Annotated in this window: 17 protein-coding genes; 7 read left to right on the top strand and 10 right to left on the bottom strand. The window is 64.4% G+C overall.

Features of this window, described 5'->3' with window-relative positions:
• Nucleotides 1-3: 3 nt before the first annotated feature.
• Nucleotides 4-1740: a hypothetical protein gene (locus IT350_05615; protein ID MCC6157512.1), complete on the bottom strand. Its 1737-nt coding sequence runs from the start codon at nt 1738-1740 to the stop codon at nt 4-6.
• Nucleotides 1741-1871: 131 nt separating this feature from the next.
• On the opposite strand from IT350_05615, the gene IT350_05610 reads away from it, so the two are divergent.
• A complete protein-coding gene (locus IT350_05610) occupies nt 1872-4298 on the top strand; it encodes a heavy metal translocating P-type ATPase (GenBank protein ID MCC6157511.1) in 2427 nt (808 codons plus the stop codon).
• A gap of 9 nt (nt 4299-4307) precedes the next feature.
• On the opposite strand, the gene IT350_05605 is transcribed toward IT350_05610, so the two are convergent.
• From IT350_05605 to IT350_05595, 3 genes are all read right to left on the bottom strand, one after another.
• Nucleotides 4308-5618, bottom strand: a complete 1311-nt coding sequence (locus IT350_05605) for a dienelactone hydrolase family protein (GenBank protein ID MCC6157510.1) — start codon at nt 5616-5618, stop codon at nt 4308-4310.
• Nucleotides 5619-5642: 24 nt separating this feature from the next.
• Nucleotides 5643-6056 (bottom strand): EVE domain-containing protein, encoded by a 414-nt coding sequence (locus IT350_05600; GenBank protein ID MCC6157509.1) that lies wholly within the window; start codon nt 6054-6056, stop codon nt 5643-5645.
• Nucleotides 6057-6136: 80 nt separating this feature from the next.
• Nucleotides 6137-6799 carry a hemolysin III family protein gene (locus tag IT350_05595; GenBank protein MCC6157508.1) on the bottom strand — a complete coding sequence of 221 codons (663 nt, stop codon included), beginning with the start codon at nt 6797-6799 and terminating at the stop codon, nt 6137-6139.
• Nucleotides 6800-6972: 173 nt separating this feature from the next.
• On the opposite strand from IT350_05595, the gene IT350_05590 reads away from it, so the two are divergent.
• Nucleotides 6973-8061: a hypothetical protein gene (locus IT350_05590; protein ID MCC6157507.1), complete on the top strand. Its 1089-nt coding sequence runs from the start codon at nt 6973-6975 to the stop codon at nt 8059-8061.
• 12 nt (nt 8062-8073) lie between these two features.
• Here IT350_05590 and IT350_05585 read toward each other — a convergent pair whose 3' ends face one another.
• The 4 genes from IT350_05585 to IT350_05570 form a co-directional block, all read right to left on the bottom strand.
• Nucleotides 8074-9471 carry a hypothetical protein gene (locus IT350_05585; protein MCC6157506.1) on the bottom strand — a complete coding sequence of 466 codons (1398 nt, stop codon included), beginning with the start codon at nt 9469-9471 and terminating at the stop codon, nt 8074-8076.
• 93 nt (nt 9472-9564) lie between these two features.
• Nucleotides 9565-10761 (bottom strand): aminotransferase class V-fold PLP-dependent enzyme, encoded by a 1197-nt coding sequence (locus IT350_05580; protein ID MCC6157505.1) that lies wholly within the window; start codon nt 10759-10761, stop codon nt 9565-9567.
• 4 nt (nt 10762-10765) lie between these two features.
• Nucleotides 10766-11815 carry an NDP-sugar synthase gene (locus IT350_05575; GenBank protein ID MCC6157504.1) on the bottom strand — a complete coding sequence of 350 codons (1050 nt, stop codon included), beginning with the start codon at nt 11813-11815 and terminating at the stop codon, nt 10766-10768.
• Entirely contained in the window at nt 11812-12873 is a 1062-nt protein-coding gene (locus tag IT350_05570) for a phosphotransferase (GenBank protein ID MCC6157503.1), read from the bottom strand. The genes IT350_05575 and IT350_05570 overlap by 4 nt, the downstream gene beginning before the upstream one ends.
• A 154-nt stretch (nt 12874-13027) precedes the next feature.
• Here IT350_05570 and IT350_05565 point away from each other — a divergent pair, with 154 nt between their 5' ends.
• From IT350_05565 to glgB, 5 genes are all read left to right on the top strand, one after another.
• Nucleotides 13028-13921, top strand: coding sequence for a proprotein convertase P-domain-containing protein (locus IT350_05565; GenBank protein ID MCC6157502.1), 894 nt, complete (start codon nt 13028-13030; stop codon nt 13919-13921).
• Between the two features lie 288 nt (nt 13922-14209).
• Entirely contained in the window at nt 14210-15133 is a 924-nt protein-coding gene (gene grpE, locus IT350_05560; protein MCC6157501.1) for a nucleotide exchange factor GrpE, read from the top strand.
• Between the two features lie 64 nt (nt 15134-15197).
• Nucleotides 15198-17084, top strand: coding sequence for a molecular chaperone DnaK (dnaK, locus tag IT350_05555; GenBank protein ID MCC6157500.1), 1887 nt, complete (start codon nt 15198-15200; stop codon nt 17082-17084).
• A gap of 130 nt (nt 17085-17214) precedes the next feature.
• Entirely contained in the window at nt 17215-19764 is a 2550-nt protein-coding gene (locus IT350_05550) for a hypothetical protein (protein ID MCC6157499.1), read from the top strand.
• 148 nt (nt 19765-19912) lie between these two features.
• Nucleotides 19913-21814, top strand: coding sequence for a 1,4-alpha-glucan branching protein GlgB (gene glgB / locus IT350_05545; GenBank protein MCC6157498.1), 1902 nt, complete (start codon nt 19913-19915; stop codon nt 21812-21814).
• A gap of 66 nt (nt 21815-21880) precedes the next feature.
• Here the strand turns inward: glgB and IT350_05540 are convergent, their stop codons facing one another.
• Both IT350_05540 and IT350_05535 read right to left on the bottom strand, forming a co-directional pair.
• Nucleotides 21881-22108, bottom strand: coding sequence for a hypothetical protein (locus tag IT350_05540; GenBank protein MCC6157497.1), 228 nt, complete (start codon nt 22106-22108; stop codon nt 21881-21883).
• 90 nt (nt 22109-22198) lie between these two features.
• Complete coding sequence (locus IT350_05535; GenBank protein ID MCC6157496.1) at nt 22199-23347, bottom strand: S8 family serine peptidase; 1149 nt, start codon at nt 23345-23347, stop codon at nt 22199-22201.
• Nucleotides 23348-23523 lie beyond the last annotated feature (176 nt).

Below are 23523 nucleotides of genomic sequence, written 5' to 3'. Positions count from 1 at the left end.
GCGTCAGTACCACTCACCGATGATCGCGTCATCGCGTTCACCGCCGACCCACGCCTCCGACATTCCATCATTGACCTCGAAGACGGTCAGGGGTTGCTCGCCGTAGCGTTGCAAGATCTCCGCGCCCCCATCGCCGTTCAGATCGAATATGGGACCGATCGTAAAGTTGCTGGTCGGTTCGTCGGAGAGCCAGAACGCGGAGGTCTGCCCGGCGTCGAACTGCGCCCACCGGCCGTGCTCGATCGGGACCGGTCCCTTGGCCGCCGTGTAATAGACCGACCAGGCGTTCAACGCGATGACGGGCCGTCCGTCGCGCGCCCAATAAGCGAGTGCGTCTCCGCCGAAATCGACCGCCGCACCCATGTGGACGGTCAAATCGAGGCCGGTGAGTGACAGATCGGGTCCGACGCTCTTCCACGTGACTTTTCCGCCGAACAGATTCGCCTCGATGAACGGCCCCACGTAGAAATTCGGTTCACCCCCGCCGAGATCGACTCCCGATTGAAGCCACGGTTTCGTCCGCCAGAGCGCTGGTTCGATCGTTTCTTCCCCCGCTGATGTTACGATCGGTCGCGCGGCAGCGTAGTTCTCCGAACTGAGCGCCGCCCACACGCCTTTCGTGGCGTCGTAGTCTGTCGTCCGGAGGGCGATATCCGCCTCACCGTCGCCGTCCAGGTCGCCGTCCGCGCGCCCGTACCAGGTTCCGCCCACATCGAGCGCCTCCTCGTGGAGCAGGTCACCCGACGGATCGAAAAGGCGGTACCGACTGATCGTCTCGCCCGCATCCACCGAAGCGACCATCAGCGCGCACTCGTCCGCTCCGGTCGTCGGCATCAGATCCGCGTCGATTTTCTCAGCCGCATCGACCGCAATGGGGCCGACGGTCGAGATCGTGCTTCCCTCGGGATCGATCCACATCGCGCGCCAATCGCCCGCCTCGCCCTGATACATGGGATACCGAAGCAGCGCGAACGCGGGTCCCTCGGTCGTTTCGCACGCCTCGATCGCTGCGCCTGTCTCGTGACGGCGCCCCATCAGCAGAAACGCGTTGTCCCACGAGCCGGTCTGATGCCACAGTTCCTCGTAGCCCGCGTGGCCGTCGTAAACGTCGATCGTCGAGGATCCCGACCATGTCGGGAATCCGTAGAGGATGAGGTCCAGTCCGCCGCCGTTCACATCGATGCCCGTTTCGAGATACGCGATGCGTTCAGATTCCAATCCGGTGTCGAAGGCAACCTCGAAGTTCGCGCCATCGAACACCCGGACGCGGTTCTCGTAAGTGTTGGCTACGATGTCTTGATACGCCACCCGAACGACGATTTCGCACTGCGCGTCGTTGTCGAGATTCGCCAGGTCGACGTCGATATAAGTGTAAGTCGAATTGCGATGCTCGACGTCAAACGATCCCACCTCGGTTCCGTCCGGTCGCACGACGTGCAATCGATAGGGAGCGTTCGTGTCGTCGGGATAGGACTCGACGACGGCGAACTCACCGCCGGGTTCGCCGTCGATGTCGCATGGGCGCATCCAGCCGCGGTACGGTTCCGCGTCGTCGTCGGTCAAGTCGTCGTCTCCGGCGTCATCGTCGGCGTCGTCATCTTCGTCGAGGACGTCGTCGTCCGACGCGGCGGCTTCCGCATCCGAATCGTCGTCGCCCGAATCGTCTTCGGAGCAACCGGAAATGAGGGTGAATAGAACAATGGAAAATGCGACACAGGACGAACAATACCACCCGCGCATGGCCGTTCCTCCGAATGCAATGGACCAATTATCCCACCGGACAAATGAGTTGTCACGCTCACATCTTCAGGATCGACGTCTCGATCCCGGCAACCCTTCCCATGGAGTCGCGAAAGCCTATGATTCGCCCCGTGAGCGACGCTGCGATCATCGACTGCACGCACTGCGGTCTGCCGGTGCCGCCCGCGCTGGTGGAGCCGGGCGCCGAGCGACAATTCTGCTGCAACGGCTGCCGCACCGTGTACGCGGTCCTGCACGATCACGGCCTCGATCGTTATTACGATTTCGTCGACACGCAGACCGGCCGTCCGAAGACCGCCAAGGTCACGGGTCGGGGCTTCGAGGAGTTCGACGATCCGGCGTTTCAGAATCTTTACGCCCGCGACCTCGACGCCGGGCTGCGCATCATCGAACTCTATCTCGAGGGCGTGCACTGCGCGGCGTGCGTGTGGCTGGTCGAAAAAGTCCCGGTCGCAATTCCCGGCGTCGTCGAGGCGCGGCTCGATTTCGGCAAGTCGCTCGCGCGCGTCGTCTGGGATCCCGCAAAACAGAAGCTCTCCGAGATCGCCCGGTTTCTCGATTCGCTCGGCTACCCGGCACACCCGTTTCGCGGCGTGAAGGTTCGCGAGATTCGCCGTCGCGAAGACCGCGCGATGCTCGTGCGTATCGGCGTCGCTGCTGCGGCGGCGGGCAATGTCATGTTCATCGCGTTCGCGCTTTACGGCGCGATGTTTTCGGACATGGACCCCGAGCTGAAATCGCTCTTTCGATGGACGAGCCTCGGCCTGACGATTCCGGCCGTCCTCTGGTCGGGGTCCGTGTTTTTCACGGGCGCGTGGGCGGCGCTGCGCACGCGCACGTTGCACATGGATCTTCCCATCGCCATCGGGCTTGCGGCCGGGTTCTTCGGCGGCGCGCTCAACACGGTGCGCGGCGTGGGCGAGGTGTATTTCGATTCGGTCACGGTGCTGATCTTCCTGCTGCTCGTCGGGCGCTGGTTGCAAACACGCCAGCAGCGGCAGGCCGCCGACGCGGCGGAACTGCTGTTTTCGCTCGCGCCCACGAGTGCGCGACGGATCGAGGACGGCGTCGTCACCGTCGTACCGCTCGAAGCCCTGAAAGCGGGCGATCTGATCGAGGTGCGAGCGGGCGAAACCATCGCCGCCGACGGAATGGTCGAGGAGGGCCGATCAGAGCTCGACCTCTCACTGCTCACCGGCGAGTCGCGACCCGTCAGCGTGCGCGAGGCGGATCGCGTCCACTCGGGCATCACCAATCTCGCGTCGCGCATCGTCGTGCGTGTCGAATCCACGGGCGAGAATACGCGCGTGGGGCGACTCATGGCGCTCGTGGAGGAGCACGCCCGGCGGCGCGCGCCGATCGTGCGCATGGCCGACCGCATCTCGGGATGGTTCGTCGCGGCGATTCTTTCCATCGCGACGATCACGTTTATCGGGTGGTCGTTCGTCGATCTCGATCTCGCGATCGAGCACACGATGGCGCTGCTCATCGTCACGTGCCCGTGCGCGCTCGGTCTCGCCACGCCACTCGCCGTCTCCGCCGCAATCGGCAAGGCCGCGCGCATCGGCATCCTCGTCAAGGGCGGAGACGCCATCGAGCAACTCGCGCATCCGGGCACGCTCTGGCTCGACAAGACCGGCACCGTGACGCGCGGACGAACGGAGCTCGTCGGTTTCGCGGGCGACGAATCGGTGAAGCCGTTCGTCGGCGCGCTCGAAGCCCAGTCCACGCATCCCGTGGCGCGGGCGTGCGTCGCCGCGTTCGGTGAAGGCGTTTCGCTGGACGAACCCGCGCGTCAGACGATCGGTGGCGGCATCGAAGGCGTCGTCGGCGGGGTGCGTATCGCGGTCGGTTCGCCTGATTTCATCGCGAAGCTCGTGAACACGGTCCCCGACTGGGCGCGCGAGGCGACGGCGCGGGAACTCGACGCGGCGCACACGCCAGTGCATGTCGCGCATGGCGGTCGGCTCGCGGCGGTGATGGGATTCGGCGATCCGCTGCGCGACGACGCGGCGCGAACGATCGTGCAGCTTCGCGCGCGCGGCTGGCGCGTGGGGCTCCTCTCGGGCGATCACCCGCAGATTGTGAACGCGGTCGGGCGTCGGCTCGAAGTTGTGCCTGAAATGCTGATCGGCGGCGCGAGCCCCGAAGACAAGCTTCACCGCGTTGAGGAGTCGCGCGAGGCGGGAACGGTGGTGATGGTCGGCGACGGCGTCAACGACGCGGTCGCGCTCTCCGCCGCGTCGGTGGGCGTTGCCGTTCACGGCGGCGCGGAGGCGGGCCTCGCGGCGGCGGATGTTTTTCTCACGCGCGAGGGGATCGAACCGATCGTCGCGCTCGTCGAGGGCTCGCGCAAAACCGTCGGGGTCATTCGTCGCAATCTCGCGTTTTCTCTCGCCTACAACCTGCTCGGCGTCACGCTGGCCGTGACCGGCGTTCTCAATCCGCTCATCGCGGCGCTCATGATGCCGGCCAGTTCCATCACGGTCATCACCAGTTCGTTCAGGGCAAAGACGTTCTCGTCGTCGTCGTCGTGAGTCCGCAGGTCACTCGAAGAACGCGTAATCGATCTCGTCCGGGTAGTGGTTCTCGCCGAGGAAAGCGCGCATGCCGTCCTGCCCCTTCAGGTGCAAACCGAAAAACGCGGTGATGTAGCCGTTGATGATCTCGAACGCGAGATCGTGCTCGATGAAGTGAAACGGCTCGTTGGTGTCGCCGCGCCGCTCGTAGCCGCAGCCGTCCCCCTCGCCGAACAGCGTCGGCGACAGGATGCACGCGTCGGTGAAGGTATAGTGGCCGCCGTCGTAGAACTCCAGGAAGTACTTGGGCGCGGGCGATTGAGCGAAGTTCACGCGGATCAGCGGCTCCGTGTCACCCATGCTGTGGTCTTCAGCGCCGATCATGAACATCAGCGGCGTGTCGAAGCCGTCCGGCAGAAACGGAAACATGAACGACGCCATGTCCACCGCCGCGCCGATGCGCCCGTCGCGCTTGGTCTCCTGCAACACCGTGGTGCCGCCGAACGAATGGCCGATCGCGCCGACGCGGGCGAGGTCGATGCGACCGTTCCAGAACGCTTCCGGGTCGGCGGCGTTCAGGTCGGTGAACACGTCGATGAGAAACGACAGATCCTTGAGTCGATGCGCGTACGACCACGGCGTGGCGAGCGGATTGAAGATCACCGGACCTTCGGGAAACGCCGTGACGAACGCGTTCTTCGTGTGATCCGGCGCGACGACGATGTACCCGTGACTCGCCAGGTATTCGCACAGCGTGAAATCCTGAAAGCGAACCCCCGCGAAGCCGTGCGAGAGCAGGACGAGCGGAATCGGCCCGCCCCACGGGTAGAGCGGCGCGTCGCGAGCCACGTCGCGCGGCGCATCGAAGTTGTCGATCTCTGTTTGCGGTACGCCGATGGCTTTGAAGACGCTGAAGATGACGTCGTCCCAGCCATTGAAGAACGTGCGAGGGATGTCGCGCGGCCAGTCCGCCGCCGAATCGAAGGCGGGATACCACACCTCGGTCAGCACGCGCCGCCCGCCCGCGGGCGAGTCCTGCCAGCGACTGTCGTCCACGAAGACGTAGGTGCGCACGCCGACCTGATACGGCCCGCGCGCGGCGGGGTCGTACGGCTCCGGATAGTCGCTCGGCACATCGGCCGCATCGTCGTCGGGCAGCGGAGCCCACATGTCTTCGTCGCCCGACGCATCGTCGTCGTCCGCTGTGTCGTCATCCCCAGAATCGTCGTCGGGTGTGGTCGAGTCGGTCGAATCGTCGTCGTCCGAAAATCCGCAACCGGCGGCCGCGAGGATGAGCGTGATCGCGACAATCCAGCCCCGTTTCGTGGTTCCGTTCATCGTACTCCCCGCCTTTCGCGCGAATCACTTCGCCTTGCCGCCCATCTTCACGACCGCGTCGAACTGCGCCTTCGTCACCGGCTGCACCGAGAGCCGCGAGTTCTTCACCAACACCATGTCGGCCAGATCGGGCCGGGCTTTCACCATGTCGATGGTCACGGGCAAGCCGAGCGCGCGAACCGGCTCGACATCGACCATGACCCACTCGCCGTCATCAGCCGTGTGATCGGGATACGCCTCGCGCACCACGCGTGCCAAGCCCATCACCGCCTTGTCGGACACGGAATGGTAGAACAGGCACAGATCGCCCACGGCCATCGCACGCAGGTTGATCCGGGCCTGGTAATTGCGCACGCCATTCCAGAAGGTGCGTTGGTCGCGGACGAACTGCTCCCACGAATACGAGCCCGGCTCCGTTTTGATGAGCCAATACTTCATCGGCCGCTCCGGTTGTGTTGTACGTGGGATTTTGCGCCGCCGAACGCGGGCGCACAAGACGGGGTGGAGGACGGCGGCGTTTACGCGGCCGGCATGGGCAGCACGTAAAACAGAATCCCGAAAAAGTGGCTGATGCTGCCGCCGAGCACGAACAGGTGCCAGATCATGTGGTTGTACGGCAGGCGGCGCCACAGATAGAACACGACACCGACCGTGTAAAACAGCCCGCCAATGGCGATCCAGACGAGCCCCATCGGTTCGAGCTTCGCCATGAGCGGTTTGATGGCGACGATCATCATCCACCCCATGCCCAGATACATGGCGAGATAGACGCGGCGGTAGCGGTGGCCGAGCGTCAGGCGCAACACGATGCCAATCGCGGCGATCCCCCACGCGATGCCGAAGAGCGTCCAGCCCCACGGCCCGCGCAGGTTCACCAGCATGTACGGCGTGTAGGTGCCCGCAATGAGAAGAAAGATCGCCGAGTAGTCCAGATGGTGCAGGATCTTTTCCCAGTTCGGATGGCGAACCGCGTGCAGCAGCGTCGAGGCGAGGTAGAGGATGACCAGCGACGCGCCGTAGATGGCGAAGCTCACGACGCGCCACGCGTCGCCGCGAATCGCCGCGAGCGTGACCAGCACCGCCAGCGCCGCCGCCGCCAGCAGCGCGCCCAAGCCGTGCGTCAGCGCGTTCGCCACCTCTTCGGCGGGCGTTTCGCGGTGGTCGTCGTCCGGTTGGTTCATTCTCATCTCCCACGCCGACCCGACGGCGCGTTCGCGGAGTCTCGCGATTTCGCGTTCATGCCGCAAGGGCGTCCGTTTTCACGTCGCGGCGCAAATTTCGCGACCTGCTCGCCCTGATATTCAGTCAGCGGTCAATTCCGCCGATAATCGACGCAACGATCGAAGGAGTAGGTATGTCGGCGACCGCATGGTGGACGTGGGGAACGATGCTCGTGCTGGCGCTCGCGCTGCCGGGTTGCGGCGACGACGACGATGACGACGTGACCGGCACGTTTGACGACGGAAGCGGCGACGACGATGTCTCGGGCGACGATGATGCCACGGACGACGACGTGACGGACGATGATGCCGACGACAACAGCGGCGATGACGATTCCGCCGATGACGACACGTCCGATGATGACACGACCGACGACGACACGACCGACGACGACACGGGCGACGACGACTGGCCCGCGTGCGCGGATTACGCGAATCCCGTCAACGTCGGGAACCTGGAGCATCCGGATATTTCGGAGACCTCGGGCCTCGCGATCAGCGCGAAGAACCTGGGTGTGCTCTGGGCGCACAACGATTCGGGCGACGGCCCTTACGCGTACGCGATGACGCTCGCCGGCGAGACGCTCGGGCGCGTGGCGCTGACGGGCGCGACGGCTTCGGACTGGGAGGACATGGCGGTCGGGCCGTGCGGCGCTGACGAGTGCCTGTATCTGGCCGACATCGGCGACAACGGCGCGAGTCGCACCGACGCGGGAATCTACCGCGTCGTGGAGCCGGAGATCGACGCGGCCGTGCCGTTCGCCGACTTGGCCCTCGGCGACTGGGAGCACATGGCGTTCACGTACGCCGACGGGCCGCGCGACGCCGAGGCGATCGCGGTTCACCCCGACGAGACGATTTACCTGTTCTCGAAGCTTGGCGGCACATCCGAGGTATTCGCGTTTCCCGTGTGGGACGACGTGGATCCGGTGCAGCCGGACTATCTGGGCGACCTCGACACGGGCACGGCGCTCGCGCTCGTGACCGGCGCGGACATCCATCGCAACGGCAACCGGGTGCTGCTGCGCACCTATGTGTCGGCGCTCGAATGGCGCGTGCCGGAGGGAGGCGTTTTCGAGGACATCCTGACCGAGTCGCGTACGGCGGTCCCGGCCGCGATCGAGCTGCAGGGCGAGTCGATCGCCTACGATCCCGCGACGGGCGGGTACTTTCACGCCTCGGAAGGGTCGTCGCCGATTCTCTACTTCATCGACTGCGATTAGCGCGGGAACGGTTCAGCAGCCGCACCCGTCGTCGTCGTCATCATCGCCCGAGTCGCCGTCGTTGTCCTCCGATGCGTCGTCATCGGACACGTCGTCATCACCCGTGTCGTCGTCCGGGAACCAGTCGTCGTCGTCATCGCCCGGCGGAACGGTGGTCGTGGTCGTCGTGTATCCCGTGGGAATCGTGGAAAGGTAGTCCGACAGGCCGCGATCCCACGACATCGAGACCTTGCCGAAACGGTCGGTCAGGAACATGCGCGAGCACGCCGCGCCGCCGCCGGTGAGCTGTCCGACGATCTCGTTTTGCGCGTTGAACAGCGGCGAGCCCGACGAACCGCCTTCGGTCGATCCCTCGTAGTACTTCACCGTCCAATGCGTGCCCGCGTCCCCGAGTTGATTGCCGTACGTGATGCGCTTGTGCGTGAGATCCGGATGATGAACGACCGTGATCGCCTCGCCGCCCGCGAGCGGATCGAGCGAGAGCGGCAGGTGATAGGTCCCCGCCGGTGGGTCCTGCGCGAGCGAGAGCAGCGTGAAGTCGCTCAAAGCGTTGCCCGCGACGTACTCGGCCCCGGCGCTTTGCGGCAGTCCCGCGAGCGACGGCACGGTGCCATTGCACGCGTCGGTTTCGTAGTTCCAAAACACGACGAGCGTGTCGGCGGTGCTCTGATCGGACAGGCAGTGGTTCGCGGAAAGGAACCACGGGCGGCCCGTTTCAGGCATGTCGGCGATCAGGCTCCCCGTGCACCCGGACCCGAACCCGAAGACCTCGAACTGCATAAGGCCGACGCCGGATTTGCGTTCGGACCACGCCGCATCGCAGTTCACGTCCACGTGGCAGCGTTGTTCCTTCGTACGCACGAACGCGCCCGGCAGACCGTGGCTGAGGCGATCGACGACGAGACTCGGCAATTCATCGGCCGATGCCCGCACCTCGATCACCATCGTGTCGCCTTCGACGATCGGGCTCCATAGTCCCTCGCCATCCGGCAAGCGGCGCCGATCGACGACGGACGTCACCGCCGTGTCTTCGGGCGCGTACACAACGACCGCGCCGTCCTCGAAATCGTAAGCGGTGAAGTGCGCTCGCAGGAACGTCGCGCCCTCGCTTTGGATCACAACCTGCCACGCATCGCGACCGTCCATCCCGCGCACGCGCCGCCACGAGCGCGCGTCGAAATCGGCGAGTTCGATGTGCGTGCTGGTGATGACCGATTTCACGTTGCCGGAGGCTCGCGCGGCATCGGCACGGACCACCGCGTCGCGGATCGCACCCGGCGTCACGGTGAAATCAGCGAAAACGTCGTTCCGCCAAGTTGAAGCCTCGGGTACGCCGCACTCCTGTGCGCCGGCGTTCGCGACCGCGATGAGCGAGACCAACGCAAACAAAATCACAAAGAATGAACGCACGACGACATCTCCCCGCGTCGATGAACGACGAATATGCCGCAAGACGCGGCAAGGCGCAGTTTTTCGCACATCGGCCGCGAGCGCAAGCCGAATCTAAGACCGACCAACGCGCGCCGAGAGCGCGTCCGCGAGTGCATCGATGTCCGATTGGTCGTTGTAGACGTGCATCGACACGCGGACGAGCCGCCCGATCCCGGGCCACGCGATGATCGGTACCGTGATCCGATGCTCGCGCTCGAGCAGATCCTGCAAAGGGTCGATCGCGGCATCGGGTTCAGCGGCGGGCGCAATGCCGGGTGGAAGCGGCAGGGCGGCCATCGAGCCGAGCATGGAAATCGGGCAGGGAGGTGCAACACCGAGCGCGGCTGCGAGTCGGTTGCGGGCACGGACCGCCATGTCGTGATTGCGCCGCATCAACGCCGCGATTCCTCCAACCATGAGCGATTCGAGAAACGCGACGCATGCCGGAATCGCCAGCCACGCGCTCGGGTCCCGCGTGCCGGTCCAGTCGAACTCCACGCACAGTCGTGATCGGTCGCGAACCGGTGCGTTCGCGCCGTGGCTGATGACCAGGGGCCGCACGCGATCGCGGCGATCCGCGCGAACATGCAGGAACGCCGCGCCCTTGGGCGTGCACAGCCACTTGTGGGCGTTCGCGGTGTAGTACGCCGCGCCGAGGCGATCGAGGTCGAGCGGCAACATGCCCAGCGCATGCGCGCCGTCCACCAGCGTATCCACGCCGCGCCGGTCGAGCTCGCGCACGAGGCGCTCGATCGGGAAGATGAGAGCGGTCGGGCTCGTCACGTGGTCGATGACGGCGATACGCGTGCGCGGCGTGACGGCGGCGACGATCGACTCGAACACCGCGTCCTCGCTCGCGACCGGAAACGGCACGTCGGCGACGACCACCCGCGCCCCGGCGCGATCGGCGACGTATCGCGCCGCGTTGTTGCACGCGTTGTAGCCGTGGTTCGTGATGACGATCTCGTCGCCGGGTCCGAATTGGAGCGACCGCAGCACGGCATTCACCGCGCTCGTGGCGTTATCGACAAAGGCGAGGCCATCGGGGTCGGCGTTCACGAACGCGGCGAGTGCCGCGCGGGACTCTTCAATGAAGCTCTCGTATTCCCGAAGGAAAAACCTCATCGGGTCGCGTTCGAGCCGCGCGCGAAACTCCGATTGGCGTTCTTGTACGACGAGTGGTGTCGCACCGAACGATCCATGGTTCAGGTGAATGACCTCAGGATCGAGCGTCCAGAGACGGAACCACGCATTGCGTTCGTGCGTCACGAGGTCACCCGTTGAAGAGCGGTTCGCGCGTGCGCGGAATGGTGGCGTCGAGCGTCGGCATGCGCACGACGTTTGCCAGGGTTTCGTCCGTATTGACGCGCGCGCCCGGCCAGATGATGGATCTCGTCACGCGCGCGCCGTCGCCGATCGTCACGCCCGCGCCGATGACCGCGTTGGGACCGATCTGCGCGTTCTCGCCGATGTTCACGCCCGCGCAGATCGCGGCCGGACCCACCACCGCGGCGGAACGCGAGATCTTTACGGACGCCGCGACGTAGACGTGCCGTTTTTTTTGCACCAAGCCGGAGTACAGATGCGGAAAGTCCTTCAGGCCCTCGCGCATCAGGTCGAACTGCGCTTCGGCGAAGTCTTCCACCGTCCCCAGGTCGAAAAACGGCCGCGTGGTGAAGATCGCGCGAATGCGCTCGTCTCCCGCGCGAAGGAGCGGAACATAGACATCATTGACGATGCAGAACGCATCCGACGAGGGCATGTGGTCGAAGATTTCCGGCGAGACGACATGCGCGCCGATGAAAACGCCGCCGCGCGGCCCCGGCGCTCCCGCGCGCCCCGCGATGTCGACGACGCGCCCGGACTCGTCGGCGCTGACCATTCCGTAGCGCGCGGCGCGAGGATCTTCGCGGAGCACCAGCGTCGCGAGCGCGCCGCTCACCCGATGCGACTCGAGGGCGGCGCGCAGATCGGGCCGCGAGAGCGTGTCGCCATTGAGCACCACGAAGGGATCGCTTTTGGCGAGAAACCACTTCGCTTTCTTGATGCCGCCGCCCGTTCCGAGCAGCGTCTCTTTCTCCTCGGAAACGGTGACGCGGTGACCGAAGATCGGTCCGTCGCGCAGCCACCGTCGCATGGTTTCGCGCAGGTGGTGCGTGTTGACGATGACCTCGCTGATTCCTGCTTCGGCGAGGTTTGCGAAGGCTTGTTCAATGAGCGGTTTGGCGATGACGGGCGCGAGCGGCTTGGGGATCTGTTCGGTGATCGGCCTCAGCCGCGTGCCAAGACCGGCGGCCAACACCATGGCGCGCACGGGGGTCATTCAAACGCGTCGGGGCGGTATCGGGCGAGCACGTCGCCCAGCGGGGCGAGGTCGGCATAGGCGCCGAGCGTGCGCCGTACGTATCCGAATGTGCGGGGGATGTCCGCGAGAAACTGCGGCCGACCCTTGACCAGATCGAAGAATCCGAAGCGACCGATCGCCTTGAGGTTTCGCTGCAGCGCCTGCCAGTCGAAGTCGCGGCGGAAATCCGTTCGATCGAATGGTCCGTCGCCCGCGGCTTCGCGCCCGTCGAGGTAGCGCGCGATCAGGCGGTCGATCAGCTCCTCGGGCAATTCGTTGTAGCTGTCGCGCAGAAGGCTCGCGAGGTCGTACGCGGCCGGACCGAGCAGGGCGTCCTGAAAATCGATGACGCGCAGATCGTCGCCCACGACCAGCAGGTTGCGCGAATGGTAATCGCGGTGAGTGAACACGCGGGGCAGGGCGGCCAGACGCTCGCAAACCCGCCGATAGACCGACTCCAGGACGATCAGGTCCTCGGCGGGCAGCCGGATCTCGCCCGTGCGCGTCTTCTCAAGGCCGTATTCGGTGAAATGACGCATCTCCCACATGAGCAGCGGCAGCTCGAAGGCCTGCTTCGACGCGAGGCAATTATCCGTGAGGCGGCGCGTTCCCTCGACGTGTAGCGTGACGAGAATATCGATCGCGCGTTCGTAGAGCGCATCGCGCCGCGCGGCATCGACCGACGCGGCGAGCAGCAGTTCGTCGCCGAGGTCCTCGAGGATCACGTATCCCGCGTCAACATCCTCGGCCAGCGCGCGCGGAATCGGGACGCCGATGGACGTGAGGAATCGGTGGATATTCAGAAACGGGAGTTCGCCGCCCTCGGGGTGATAGAGCGTGACCTCCTCGCTCTTCACGATGTTCTTGACGCCGACCAGGTCCATGACGACGACGCGGCGAGGCGACGCGCCGACGAAATAATTGGCGCGCCAGTAACGGCGGTCGGACCCGTCGCCCGCAAGTCGCGTGAGTGAAACCCCCTCGGGCGGTGCTCCCTCGACTCCGGCGAGTACGTCCGTCAGCGCGGCAATTTCCAATGCGGGCTCCCGTATGGGGTATTTGTAGCGTGAAAGGTGCGGCGCGAACAATAGCGCGGCGGGCCGATTGCACGTCCCGCGCCCGAAGCGCTAAACTTCAGCTTTAGCGTCCGGGTTTCGGGCGCGGCGGCTTGTTCGAACGAGGTGGTTGGCGATGTCGCAGTCCAAGTTCGTTTTCATGACGGTGATGATCACGGCGATCGTGTTCGCCGCGATGGCTCCGGCCCAAGCCGGGTTCTACCAATACCAAGCGACACCGAATCTGGCGATTCCCGACGACACCTGCGGCTCGTCGTCCGTGACGAGCCAGATCAACGTGCCGGTCGACCACACGATCACCGAACTCGAACTCGGCATCGTCCTCACGCACTCGTATCGCGGAGACCTGTGGATCCAGCTTACGTCGCCGGCGAGTGAGACGATCACGCTGTTTCTCGATCACACGCTCGGCGGCACCCCCGGGGACGGAGCGAACAACATCTACGGGACCTTTGACGAAGACGCGGCGGGATTTCCCGACAACGGGCTCAACGATTCCAACGCTTCTTACGCCAACCGCCGTTTTCAAACTTGGGACGACGGCAATCCCTCCGCGCTGGGTCTCGACAACTACATCGGCGACTCTTCGCTCGGCACGTGGACGATGACCATCTGCGACGACGCATCGGTCGACACGGGCACGCTCGGGTCGTGGGCGCTCCAGATCACGGACGACATCCCGACCACGACCACCACCACGACCACGACGCCGGCCACCACGACCACGACCATCCCGTCGGATGACGACACGGACGATGACATGGACGACGACGCGGATGACGATGTCGACGACGACTCAGACGACGATGCGGACGACGACGACACCGACGACGATTCGGACGACGACACTTGGTTCCCGGATGATGACGACGGCGGGTGGTTCCCGGACGACGACGAGGGGGACGACGACGATGACGACGCCGGACCGAATTGGCCGGGCGGCGGTGGAGAGTCGAATGGGGGCTCGTCGGGGGATGACGATGATGACGGCGGCGGCATGTGCGCATGACCGAGGCGAGCCGTGCGCGTGAGGCGAGCCGCCGGTTCCCATCGTGATCGGAACCGCAAAAATTGAACGGGCTTTCAAACGACTCTTGGAAACGCCGGTCGGTTGTGACATAAAAACATAAGAGTTCTGGCGAGTTAACTTGACGGCCTCCCGAGAGGCCGTTAAGGACATGTGCAGGGTGGGTCGAAAAATCCTCTTGCGGATGATGTCGTCGCGCAAGGTCTTTCGTGGGAGAGACAACTCCCGCGCGAAGTTACACGCGGCGGCGGATCCGGACGGGTTGCCCGGGTGACCGACGAAACGAAGAAAAAGGACGACGAGGGACTGATCTCGGGCGTGCCGCTCTCCGCCTTCGAGGAGGCGTTGAAGGCCGTCGAGTCGATCCAGCAGTCCAGTCGTGAGAAAAAAGCCAAACCCAAGGTGAAGCGCGAAGTCGAAGCCGAGGTCGAGATCGAAACCCGGGGTGCGGGCGATCTGGACGATCTGTTGAAATACCTGGGCGGCGCGGGGGGCGCGCAACCCGGCGCCAAACCGGCCAAGGGTGGTCGCGAGCATCCCGAGATCCCCGCGGGCCCCGTTTCGAAGACCACCGAGGACCTCGACGCGCTGGCCGAATTGCTCCGCCAGGAACAGGATCTGGAAAAAGAGGCGGAGTTCCTGCGCACGGTCCTGATGGACAAGGCGCAAAAGGGCGAGGCCGTCGATCCCAAGGCAGTCGAAGAAAAACAGACGAAGATCGACGAGCTGCACGAACGTCTCTTGCGGATTCAGGCGGAATTCAATAATTTCAAGAAACGCATCGAACGTGACAAGGCGGAGATCGTCCGATTCTCGAATGAGAATCTTCTGCTCGCGTTGCTGCCGATCATCGACAACGTGGAGCGGGCGATGGCTCACGCACGGGCGACGCAGGATACCGAAGCCGTGATCGACGGTCTCGACCTGATTCTGCGGCAGTTGTTCGATACGCTGGCCGCCAAGGGGTTGCGAAGGCTCGAGGCTGAGAGTGAGGTCTTCGACCCGGCGTTTCACGACGCCATGGCGACGTTCGAGACGGATGAAATGGAGCCCGGGCGCGTGCTCAGTCAGTACGAGCGCGGGTATTTGCTGCACGGACGATTGCTGCGTCCGGCGCGCGTGGTGGTGGCGGTCAAGCCCGCGACCCGGCGTGCGGCGAACGACCAGCAGCCGTCCGAAGGCGCGGGGTCATGAAACACCGGTCGCACCGGGCCGGATTTGAAACTGGTTCTGGAGATCAGCTGAGGAGAGGGGTTCCATGAGCAAGGCCATCGGGATTGACCTGGGAACCACGAATTCGTGCGTGGCATTGATGGAGGCCGGAGAGCCGATCGTCATCGCCAACTCCGAGGGATCGCGCACCACCCCTTCGATGGTGGCGTTTACCGAGAACGGTGAGCGTCCGGTCGGTCAGGTGGCGAAACGACAGGCGATCACCAATCCGGAGAACACGGTATTCGCGGTCAAACGCCTCATCGGTCGGAAATTCGCGAGCCCCGAGATCCAGAAGGCGCGCAAAATGGTGCCTTACAAGATCGTGGCGGCCGACAACGGCGACGCGTGGGTCCAGGTGCAGGGCCGCGCCTACAGCCCGGCGCAGATCTCCGCGATGATCCTGGAGAAGATGAAGCAGACCGCCGAGGACTATCTCGGTGAGGAAGTCACGGACGCCGTCATCACGGTTCCCGCGTATTTCGACGACGCCCAGCGTCAGGCCACCAAGGACGCCGGCGCGATCGCCGGTCTCAACGTGCTGCGCATCATCAACGAGCCGACCGCTGCGTCGCTGGCTTACGGCCTCGATAAAAAAGGCGAGGAAAAGATCGCCGTATTCGACCTGGGCGGCGGCACCTTCGACATCTCGGTGCTCGAGATCAACGACGGCGTGTTCGAGGTGAAGAGCACGAACGGCGACACGTTCCTGGGCGGCGAAGACTTCGACGCGCGAATCATCCAATACCTCGTGCGCCAGTTCAAGGCCGACAGCAACATCGATCTCACGTCGGACAAGATGGCGTTGCAGCGCCTCAAGGAAGCCTCCGAGAAGGCCAAGCACGAACTGTCCTCGGTCATGCAGACCGACGTGAATCTGCCGTTCATCACGGCCGACCAAACGGGCCCGAAGCACCTCAACATTCGCCTGACCCGCGACCAGCTCGAAGACCTCGTCTCCGACCTGATCGACCGGATCGAGAACCCGTGCAAGACGGCGATCCGGGACGGCGGCGTGCCGTCCGACCAGATCGACCGCATCATCCTCGTCGGCGGCATGACCCGCATGCCCGCGGTGCAGCGCAAGGTGCGCCAGATCTTCAACAAAGAGCCTTATATCGGCATCAACCCCGACGAGGTCGTCGCGGTCGGCGCGGCGATTCAGGGCGCGGTGCTGCGCGGCGAGGTCAAGGACGTTCTGCTGCTCGACGTGACCCCGCTCTCCCTCGGCATCGAAACGCTGGGCGGCGTCTTCACGCGCATCATCGAAAAGAACACCACCATCCCGACCAAGAAGAGCCAGGTCTTTTCGACGGCGGCCGACAACCAGCCCGCGGTCACCGTGCATGTTCTGCAGGGCGAGCGCGAAATGGCCACGGACAACCGCAGCCTCGGTCGATTCGAACTCGTCGGAATTCCGCCCGCTCCGCGCGGCGTGCCCCAGATCGAGGTCACTTTCGACATCGACGCCAACGGCATCGTGCACGTGTCCGCCAAGGACCTCGGCACCGGCAAGAAGCAGTCGATTCAGGTCACCGGCGGATCGGGACTCACCGAGGCCGAGATCGACCGCATGGTCCGCGAGGCCGAGTCGCACCGCGAGGACGACATCAAGCGGCGCGAATTGGCCGAACTCAAGAACAACGCCGACGGCCTGATCTATACCTCCGAAAAGTCGATGCGCGAGTACGCCGAGCGGTTGTCGGATCAGGAGATGGATCAGATTGAAAACGCGATCGCCGAACTCAAGGAAGCCCTCAAGGGCGAGGACATGCGCGCGATTCGCAACGCGATCGAGGAACTCAACAAGGCCTCGCACAAGCTGGCCGAGACGATGTACTCCACCACCCTGGGCGGCGGCGTTTCCGGCGGAGGAGAAGAGGACTTCGACGAGGAGTTCGACGACTTCGACGACTTCGACGACGACTTCTGATCCCAACCCTGTAATCGATTTCGCGAGCAGCCCGGTTTCGGCCGGGCTTTCGTTTTTTGTGGACTTTCGCGCGATTTCCTGTTGTGATCGGGACAATTGATCTCGATGTGGATTTTCCGGGGGTTGCGTGATGGCCAAGGCGTGGACGTTCGCGGGGATCGGTATGTTGATGGTGCTCGTTGTCGCGTGCGGCGGCGGGGGTGACGACGATGATTCCGGTTCGGATGACGATACCCCGGCCGACGACGACGGAAACGACGATGCGGACGACGATGATCTGACCGACGACGACACCGGTCCGGACGACGACACGCAGCCCGACGACGATACGGCGGACGACGACACGCAGCCGCCGTGCGTGGACGAGGACGGCGACACTCGCGGGGAAAACTGCCCGGCCGGCACCGACTGCAACGACGAAGACCCCGACAACTGGGTGTCCTGCGACTCCTGCCTCGACGCCGACGAAGACGGCGCGTATGCGGGATGCGACGCCTACGAAACCCTCACCGGCCCTGATTGCGACGACCAAGATGCCGGACGATTCCCCGGCAATGTCGAGATGTGCAACGGCGCGGACGACGCGTGCTCCGGCGGCGTTCCCGCGAATGAAACCGACAGCGACGGCGACGGGTTCGTGGAGTGTATCGGATGGACCGGGTTTCGCGCGGACCCCGACGTCATCGCGGGCGGCGATTGCGACGATACCGACCCGATGAGTTTTCCCGGCGCGCCGGAGCGGTGCGACGGCAACGACAACGCCTGCCTCGGCGACGTCCCCGTCACCGAAACCGACCGCGATGGCGACGGCTTCGCCGCCTGCGCGGGGTGGGACGACGCGCAGGGCGACGACGGCGAGGTCGACGGCGGCAACGACTGCGACGACACCGACGATGCCGTCTTCCCCGACGGCTACTCGTGCGGCGGCGAGTTCTTCTACGTCGAGAATTTCGATACCGGCAACGGGGGTTGGTATGGGGTCGGCACGCCGAATTCGTGGGAGTGGGGAGCGCCGGCGGCGACGTTCATTTCTTCCGCGCCGACGTCGCCGAACGCCTGGGTGACGAATCTCGACGGCGCGTACAACAACAGCGAGTCGTCGTGGCTGGTGCCGCCGGAGTTCGATTTCTCGGGAATCTCGCAGGATCCCACGCTCGCCTTCGATCTGATCTACAACACCGAGTCGTGTTGCGACGAGGGCTACGTCGACATCTCGTTCGATCAGGGCGGCACGTGGTCGCGCGTCGGCGCGTCGGGCACCGGACAGAACTGGTATAACGACGGCGTCAATCAATGGTGGGACGGGAACAGCCCCGGGTGGGTGCGTGCGTCGAACACGCTGACGGGCGCGGCGGGGCAGCCATCCGTTCAGCTTCTCTGGCGATTCGCGAGCGATTCGTCGGTCACCTACGAGGGCTTCGGCGTGGACTCGGTTTCCATTTCGTCGGTCGAGGCCGCGAGCGTCGCCGTTGAGACCGTGGATGTCGGCGGCAACGACTTCTCGTGCGCATACGACGACGAGGAAGTCATCACGGTCGAAATCTCGTTCGCGCATCTGCCCGCGCCGCTCACCGAGGTCGCGCTGACCTACAGCGTCAACGGCGAGCCCGCGGTTTCCGAGGTGGTGGACGCGAGCGGCGATCCCCTCGAGTCGGGCGACACGCTGGTCCACGACTTCGCCGTGGGCGCCGACCTGACGTCCCAGGGCATCAAGATCATTGCCGTCGAGGCGGCGGGCGCCGGCACGGGCTACGAGTTTGTCGCGCGGGGATCGGATCGCGTCATCAACCAGGGCACCGTTTCGGACTTCCCGTACTTCGAGGACTTCGAGGGCGCGTTCAACGGCTGGGTTGCGATGGGTAACACCAGCTTCGAATGGGGTGCACCGGCGGGCAGCGTCATCAACACCGCGTGGAGCGGTTCGAAGGTGTGGACCACCGACCTCGACGCCGCGTATCGCAACAACGAGTTCGGATTTGTCGTGTCGCCGTGCCTGGACTTCTCCGCATTCGGAGCGGTGGACGACGAGGACCCCATCCTCTCCCTCGCGCGGCGCGTGGACGCCGAGACCAGCTACGATGGCGCGCGCGTCGATTACACCGTCGATCAGGGTCTCAATTGGGTGACCGTCGGCGATGTCGGCACGGGCGTGAACTGGTACACCGACAACACCTGCAACGGCCTCACGCAGGGGCCGCAGGTCTGCTGGACCGGCTCGGCCGGCGAGTGGGCGCTCGCGACGCACACCCTCGGAGATTTGCGCGATCCGCTCGTGCAGATGCGTGTCGTTTTCGGTTCGGAAGGTTCGGTGACGTACGACGGGTTCGCGTTCGACGACGTGTCGATCTCGACGCCGCAAACCGACCTCGCGCCCACCGCCGTGATCGTGCCGGCGGATGTGTGCGCCGCGAACTCGGCGACCCCGGTGGCCGTCGAGATCACCAGCGCGGGCGGCATCTTCGCGGGGGGCGTCGTGGACGTCATGCATCGCGTCGGCGCGGGCATTCTCGTGGAGGAGTCCGCGAACGTTCCATTCCTGGCATACGGGGGGACGTACCAGTATACGTTCACGACGGGCGCGGATTTTTCGTATTACGAGGAGCCCAAGTTCACCGTGACCGTGACGGTGCCGAACGACGTGGACACCACGAACGACGTGCTCGAAATTCGCTGCGATTGACACGGAGCGCGGCGTGCACGGCGCGCGCCGCGTCTTTCCAATCGGGTGTGGATCTGTTAAGCATCGCCGCGAAATCGCCCCTGTTTTTGGGGCGCGTCGTGCCGACCGGGGTCGCGGCCGACGGCCTTTTCATCCCAGGGACCATGCCATGTCGGACCGTGAGGGACCGCTGACGGACTACGATCTGCATCTGTTCTGCGAGGGCAACCACGGCTTCGCGTATGACAAGTTCGGGGCGCATCTCGAAATACGAAAGGGCGTGGCCGGAACCCGCTTCGCCGTCTGGGCGCCGAACGCGCGCGAGGTCAGCGTCGTCGGCGACTTCAACGGCTGGAACCGCGAAACGCACCGGCTCGAAAGCGTCGGCTCTTCCGGCGTGTGGCAGGGATTCGTTCCGGGCGTGAAGCAGGGCGACTGCTACAAGTTTTTTATCCGCTCCAACGTGAATGGTTACGAGGTCGAGAAGTCCGATCCTTTCGGCTTCTCGGCCGAGCTTCGGCCCAAGACCGCATCCGTGGTCTGGGACATCGAGGACTACGCGTGGGACGACGGCGAGTGGATGGCGTCGCGCGCGCCGCGCAACCGTCTCGACGCGGCGATGTCGATCTACGAAGTGCATCTGGGTTCGTGGCGACGTACCGAGGACGGCCGCTGGCTGACCTACCGCGAACTCGCCGACCAGCTCGTCGATTACGTGCGCGATCTCGGATTCACGCACGTCGAGTTTCTGCCGGTTACCGAGCACCCCTTCGATGCGTCGTGGGGCTATCAGACGATCGGCTACTTCGCGCCGACGAGTCGTTTCGGGACGCCGCAGGATTTCATGTACCGCGTGGACCGGTTCCATCAGGCCGGTGTCGGCGTTCTTCTCGATTGGGTGCCCGCGCATTTCCCCAAGGACGGCCACGGGCTGTCGTACTTCGACGGCACGCACCTGTACGAACACGCGGACCCGCGAAAGGGAGAGCATCAGGATTGGGGAACGCTGATTTTCAACTACGGTCGTCACGAGGTGCGCAGCTTCCTGCTCGCGTCGGCGCTGTTCTGGCTCGACAAGTATCACATCGATGGCCTGCGCGTGGACGCCGTGGCCTCGATGCTCTATCTCGACTACTCCCGCAAAGCCGGTGAGTGGGTGCCCAACGCGCACGGCGGGCGCGAGAACCTCGAGGCGATCGAGTTCCTGCGTCGCGCGAATCAGATGATCTATGAAAAATTCCCCGACTGCTTCACCTGCGCGGAGGAATCGACCGCGTGGCCCGGCGTGTCGCGACCGACGTACCTGGGCGGACTCGGATTCGGCTTCAAGTGGAACATGGGCTGGATGCACGACATGCTGCGCTACATGTCGAAGGAGCCCGTGTATCGACAATACCACCACAACGACCTGACCTTCGGCATGCTTTACGCCTCGCACGAAAACTTCGTTCTGCCGTTTTCCCACGACGAAGTCGTGCACGGAAAAGGCTCGATGCTGGGCAAGATGCCCGGCGACGGCTGGAGGAAATTCGCGAACCTGCGCGCGCTCTACGGATACATGTGGTGCTATCCGGGCAAGAAGTTGCTCTTCATGGGCTGCGAGTTCGGCCAGGGCAGCGAATGGAACGACGCGTGGCAACTCGACTGGCATCTGATGCAGTTCGAATTTCAGCGCGGCCTGCACCGCTGGCTTCGCGATCTGAACGCGCTTTTGAAAACGAATGCGTCCCTGCACGAGGTCGATTACGACTGGACGGGTTTCCAGTGGATCGACTGCACCGATCACCTGCACAGCGTCATCAGCTTCTATCGAAAAGCGAAGAATCCCGAAGACGTCATGGTGTGCGTGTGCAATTTCACGCCCGTGCCGCGCATGAACTACCGCGTCGGCCTGCCGGTCGGCGGTTCGTGGCGCGAGGTCCTCAACAGCGATGCGCATGCCTACGGCGGATCGAATCTCGGCAACGCGGGTCGTATCGAGTCGCGCCAAGAGGAATGCCACGGGCTTCCCCACTGCGCGGAAATGGTGCTGCCGCCGCTCTCGACGCTGATTCTCAAGCCCGATCGGTGAGGCACCGCGAAGGAAGCGGCGGCGTGGCGGCGTCGCTTCGACGAGATCGAACGAACGAACGAACCGTCAGACTGCCCGCTTTCGACCGTCCACTTCGACCGAGTCCACCTCGGCGAGACCGCGCAGGGACGGGAGCGCGTCGGGATCGACGTCGGCGGTCAGAATTCCGAAGCGGGCGAATCGTTTCTCGTTGACTTCCCGCAACTCGAACCGGTTCCGCACTTTTCGCAGTGCGGCGTCGCGAGTCTCGGCGCTTCGGATTGCCGATTCCTTGAAGACGACGTGCACCTTCATCTCTGTCCGCCTTTCCGCACCCGGAATGCGTTCCTGCGGGGAATAGTGATCCCGCGCGACGAGGGCGTCAAGGAGACATCGATTCGATGCTCATCGGGGCGCCACCGCCAACCCGGCCCCGTAATCCGAGGAATCGCCCAGCGACGCGGCCGACCGGAGCAGTCTTGCCCACAAATCGCGCGCGGCGATCTCGGGTTTCTTCTCGACGTTCAATGCGGCGACTCCCGCGACGTGCGGTGTGGCCATGCTCGTCCCCGACAGCGACTCGTAACCTCCTCCCGTCGTCGCCGACACAATCGCGACTCCCGGCGCGGACAGGTCGACGAGTCCGATCGGGTCCTTTTTTCGGCTACTGAAAAAGGCTACGTTTTTTCGGTCGTCGATGGCGGCCACCGCCATGATCGACGGACAAGCGGCCGGGTTTTCCACCGCCTTTGTCCAATGGGGACGGTTGCTGCCGTTGCCGGCCGCCGCCACGAGCAGGACGCCTGGATCTCCCAACAGAAGGTTGCCGGCGATACGTTCGTAGGGAGTGGAATACGCACCGCCCGCGGAGCGCTCCGAGCCCAGGCTCATGGAGATGATTCTCGCCCCCTGTTCCTCGGCCCAGGCGATTCCATCGAGAATCCCGTCGTCGGTTCCGTATCCGTCGTCGCCGAGAACCTTTCCGACCAGCAAATCGGCCCGCGGCGCGACGGAATATCGTCGCCCCAGGCGATTTTGCGCCGGCCCGGCGACGATGCCGCAACAATGCGTTCCGTGTCCATTTGCATCTTGCGGTCCTTCGCCCGGCACGAAACTGACGGCGTTGACTCCCTCGACAAAGCGATCCTGGAAGTCCGGGTGACGCATGTCGATCCCCGTATCGAGCACGGCGACTTTGACGCCTTTGCCGGTGAAGCCGTAGCGGGGACCGGAAACACCGATCATGGAGATATTCCAGTTGATCGAGGTTCCCGCGCGCGGAGCGCGCCGATTCGGGGGCAACTCTACCGTACGCGATTTATAATGACGAAGAGCCGCCTGCGTGGCGTCGCGCATCCCCAGCAGGTAAGCGGCATGGGGATCGCCGGCCGCCTCTTCGATGGACGTGATTTGCGGTTCCGCGGTCGAAATCGGGCATGGAGGGAAGCGTCGGATTTCATTGCGAAAGATTTTCTCAACGACATCGGATTCGAGTACGCGCCGACGATCGTCCTCGTTCAGGTCTGCCGCGGCGACGGCGAGCCGTTCATACATCCGAGCGGCGGGAACTCCCGACGCTCGACTGCGAAACTGCAAGACTCCCGCTTTCACCGGCGGCGTCTCGGTGGTGTTCTTCGAAAAGATCTTCTGCATCAGAGCGGTGTTCTGCTCCGAAGGCTTGCGGAACACAATGATGAAGGCGGGGCGACGCCTTCCTTTTCGGTCATGAA

Source organism: Deltaproteobacteria bacterium, from assembly GCA_020845895.1.
Lineage (GTDB): Bacteria > Lernaellota > Lernaellaia > JACKCT01 > JACKCT01 > JADLEX01.
The sequence above is the reverse complement of the archived record's forward strand: the minus strand, read 5'-3'. Positions and strand labels throughout refer to the sequence as shown.